This is a genomic window from Bergeyella anatis, from assembly GCF_036016955.1.
In the GTDB taxonomy this organism is placed as follows: Bacteria; Bacteroidota; Bacteroidia; order Flavobacteriales; family Weeksellaceae; genus JAYWXI01.
The window spans coordinates 1-3,322 of sequence record NZ_JAYWXI010000043.1; the positions used below are offsets into that span (position 1 = coordinate 1).

General features: G+C 33.8%; 4 protein-coding genes and 1 pseudogene. All 5 read right to left on the minus strand.

The window, feature by feature from the left end; translation table 11 throughout:
• Positions 1–231, minus strand: a pseudogene (locus VQ048_RS11885) (hypothetical protein); the annotation flags it as partial.
• Between the two features lie 27 nt (positions 232–258).
• Positions 259–648 (minus strand): type VI secretion system tube protein TssD, encoded by a 390-nt coding sequence (tssD, locus tag VQ048_RS11890; protein WP_327611884.1) that lies wholly within the window; start codon positions 646–648, stop codon positions 259–261.
• A gap of 136 nt (positions 649–784) precedes the next feature.
• The gene (gene tssD / locus VQ048_RS11895) at positions 785–1,171 is read right to left on the minus strand and encodes a type VI secretion system tube protein TssD (protein WP_327611885.1); all 387 of its coding nucleotides are present in this window, start codon (positions 1,169–1,171) and stop codon (positions 785–787) included.
• Between the two features lie 32 nt (positions 1,172–1,203).
• The gene (gene tssD / locus VQ048_RS11900; RefSeq protein WP_128500738.1) at positions 1,204–1,590 is read right to left on the minus strand and encodes a type VI secretion system tube protein TssD; all 387 of its coding nucleotides are present in this window, start codon (positions 1,588–1,590) and stop codon (positions 1,204–1,206) included.
• A 288-nt stretch (positions 1,591–1,878) separates the two neighbouring features.
• A partial coding sequence (locus VQ048_RS11905) for a hypothetical protein (protein WP_327611886.1) occupies positions 1,879–3,322 on the minus strand: 1,444 nt, incomplete at its 5' end.

Genomic DNA, 3,322 nt, shown 5'->3' on the forward strand with positions numbered 1-3,322 from the left:
TAAAAATCCATAGAAGTCATCTACCACTTCATCGGATACAATAATGGTAAATTCATCGTGCTTGCCTGTGTATTGATGTATCTCTACCCTAAAATGCTCTCGTTCCAAAAAAGGTTTGCCACCTATATAAAGCGTGGGCATCACCACGGGGTTATTCACATCGGCTAAAAAGTCTTGATAGGTCTTGATGTGAAGAGGATGGTCCGGATTATTCAAAGGATTATTAGTCATAGTGTTTAGGATTAAAAGGGTTCATTTTTATTTCTTCCAACGCTTCTCATGCACAGTACCATTCAGATCGAATACATGTGTAGAAATGGTCATTTCTATTTGTAAAGGTTCTTTATCTATTGCGTTAAAATGTTCTGAAAAGGCTACACAAAAAGCTTTCTTAAACTTTATTTCTTGTAGTTTACTCATCGCATCTCTTCGGTAAAAAATAATCTTTCCATCTTTCGTATGGCTTGGGTCTATCATCCAATCAAAGAACTCCGGACTTCCTTTACTTTCGATACGAAGGTAAATATCGCCACCTTGGGGCAATCCCATAGGCTTTCCTGTTTCACTATAATTTTGTTTGAATTTATACTTGCATTCTAGTACATTGTAGGTAGTACCATCTATTTCGAGTTTGGCTAAAAAAGACATATATTTTTGAATTTAAGTTGAACTTAATTAGTATATTGATATAAAAATAAAGGTAGGCAACCTATTCCAGCCACCTACCTCAAATATTGATACTTTGCTTTTGCTTTAAAAGAAAGCAAAGTTTCGGTCTTAGCAATTATACCCACTCATTTTCATAAGCTCCTGTCCCCATCTCTATCTTTCTTGCTGATAGTGTAAACTGCTCTTTAAGGGGTTGCTTTCCTACAGAGTCAAAAATCTCTTTATGTTTTACGATATAAGCTTCCGTGAATTTCAATTCTTTGAGGGTAGCTTCGCTGTCGCGTTTAAAGAATATGATACTACCATCTTTACGCTCAAAAGAATTGGTCATCCATTCAAAAAAATCTGTTTCACCTGTACTCTCTACTACTAAGTCTATCTTTCCTCCTCGTGTAACTGTAGAGGGTCTACCTGTGGCATCTGTTTCTTGAAATAAACCATAAGACACACCCAATAGATTATATTCTTTACCTGCCACTTTTAATTTTGCTTTAAAAGACATAATGTTCTGATTTTAAAGTTAATTCGTTTTGATTATACCCACTCATTGATATGCTTGGCATTACCCAACTCGATCTCTTTAGCAGAAATCGTGAAAACCTCCGTTAACGGCGTATCACTTGACGCATCGAACTCCTCCTTATATTTCACAATATAAGCCTCTTTGAACTTCAACTCCTTTAAGGTAGCTTCGCTATCTCTCTTTAGAAAAACAATGCTTCCGTCTTTACGCTCAAAAGAATTGGTCATCCATTCGAAAAGGTCTGTTTCTCCTGTCCCTTCCACCGTGATATTTACTTTCCCTCCTCTTGTTACTGATGATGGTCTACCTGTGGCATCCGTTTCTTGTAACATTCCGAAATCTATGGCAAGGATATTTCTCTCCTTACCAGCTACTTTGAATTTTGCTTTAAATGACATAATAAATATATTTAAAAATTAAACAATAATATAACCAATTATGGGATGTAAATAAATCTATCTGTAATCAAAACCTCAAACTTCGCTTGTAATAAATTCTTTCTATCAGGATTTCAATAAGATACACTTATAGGTTCATCTTGTCCTCCAAAGTTAAATCCTATTTTTCAAATATCCAAATTTTTTCAAAGAAATTTAATGAAAAACAATGAATTTATTTTTATATCATTGTAAATCAGAAACATAAAAACAAATAAATTCAGTTAATTTTCTTAAAATACCCTACTTCTAAATTACAAATATACGATAGGGATAGACATTGGCTGAATTGTTTTTTAATTGAATGAGAAAACTATCACATAGGTATTTCCACTCTGAATTACTAATCTGATTGGTAGTGCTCTTCGTGATATATAAATCCAAAGTTCTACTAAAACCGTTTTTGATACCTACTTCTTTTTGCGTTCCCTTTTTGATTTCTATTTGGGTAATGGTATTTTTAAAATGTTTCCAAGCAAAAACTTCAATATCGGCTTCAGTAACAATACGACCTCTTGATAGCATAGCATATCTATATTCAAGTATTCGCTCTTCTGGGGATAAACTTTTTCTTCCTCCAAAGGAAGGCAATAACATTATGGCATTTCCAGTAGGGGTTGCTTTATCAGAGGAAGACACTTTTAGTACCGACCCAGCTTTAATAGCATTGGCTTGCTCGGCATAAGTATGCCAATAAGAAATATGACAGTTGATGTCTATCTCTCTATTATTAGCTCCTGATATAACAAGATAGGGATTGTCAGAAACCGTAATATTTTGCTCTTTAATAGTCTGCTCCAAAGAGGCCAAATTTTGCTGAATGTGATGAAGCTCCTGAACATTAGATTGATTGATAACTGAAGAAAATGCTGCGGTTTCATCTTTAATTAACTCTAAAACATAATTTAGCAATTCTAAGGCATTTCGGCTATCAAATCGAGAAACTCCATTTCTTCTAAGCACAGCGGTAATATCATTAGCTCCATTTGATTCTTTTCTCGTGTCTAAGCGATTTCCAAAGTCATCTTTCACATAGTCCAACCCTAAAAATACACCTTCTCCTACAATCGGAAATAAGTTAAAGCTACCTTTGATTCGCTTAGTTACTTCGGTATGAATATTGTTGATTACAGGGACACAATTAATGGCTACTCGGACATTTTGGAGTATCTCTGGGGTAATTATCTCTGAAAATTCAAACTTTATCCAAGCTATATTTTCTTCATTAGCAATTTCTGTTTGTGTAAAATATTGGGTAAATAATTCCTTTTCTACGAGGTTTATTTTTTCTTGTCCCTCTTGAGACTGAGCCTCTATATCGGTCTTAAGTATTCCTTTTATTGTATAAAAATAAGGTTCAAAATGCTGATTTACTTCATTATAAAGGGTTTTAACCTCATTGTAATTATCTTTCATTATCCCAGAAATATTCAAATTCTGAGGAATATTGTATCCTCGATAAAGCCTATAATCTTTACCATTAAAGATAACTTTCACTTGTTTGAGGTAATGATAAAATAACTCTTTTTGATATTCGTTATTGATAGTGATATAAAGTAATAAATCTTCGATGGTTTGAGCATCAGAAACATCAAGCCCAACCCACATCACCCCTGATGGCAAAGGAATATTGGCTTGCGATACTATATCTTCAAAAAAGAAACTTTCTTGTTTCAGCATCTTATTACCATAA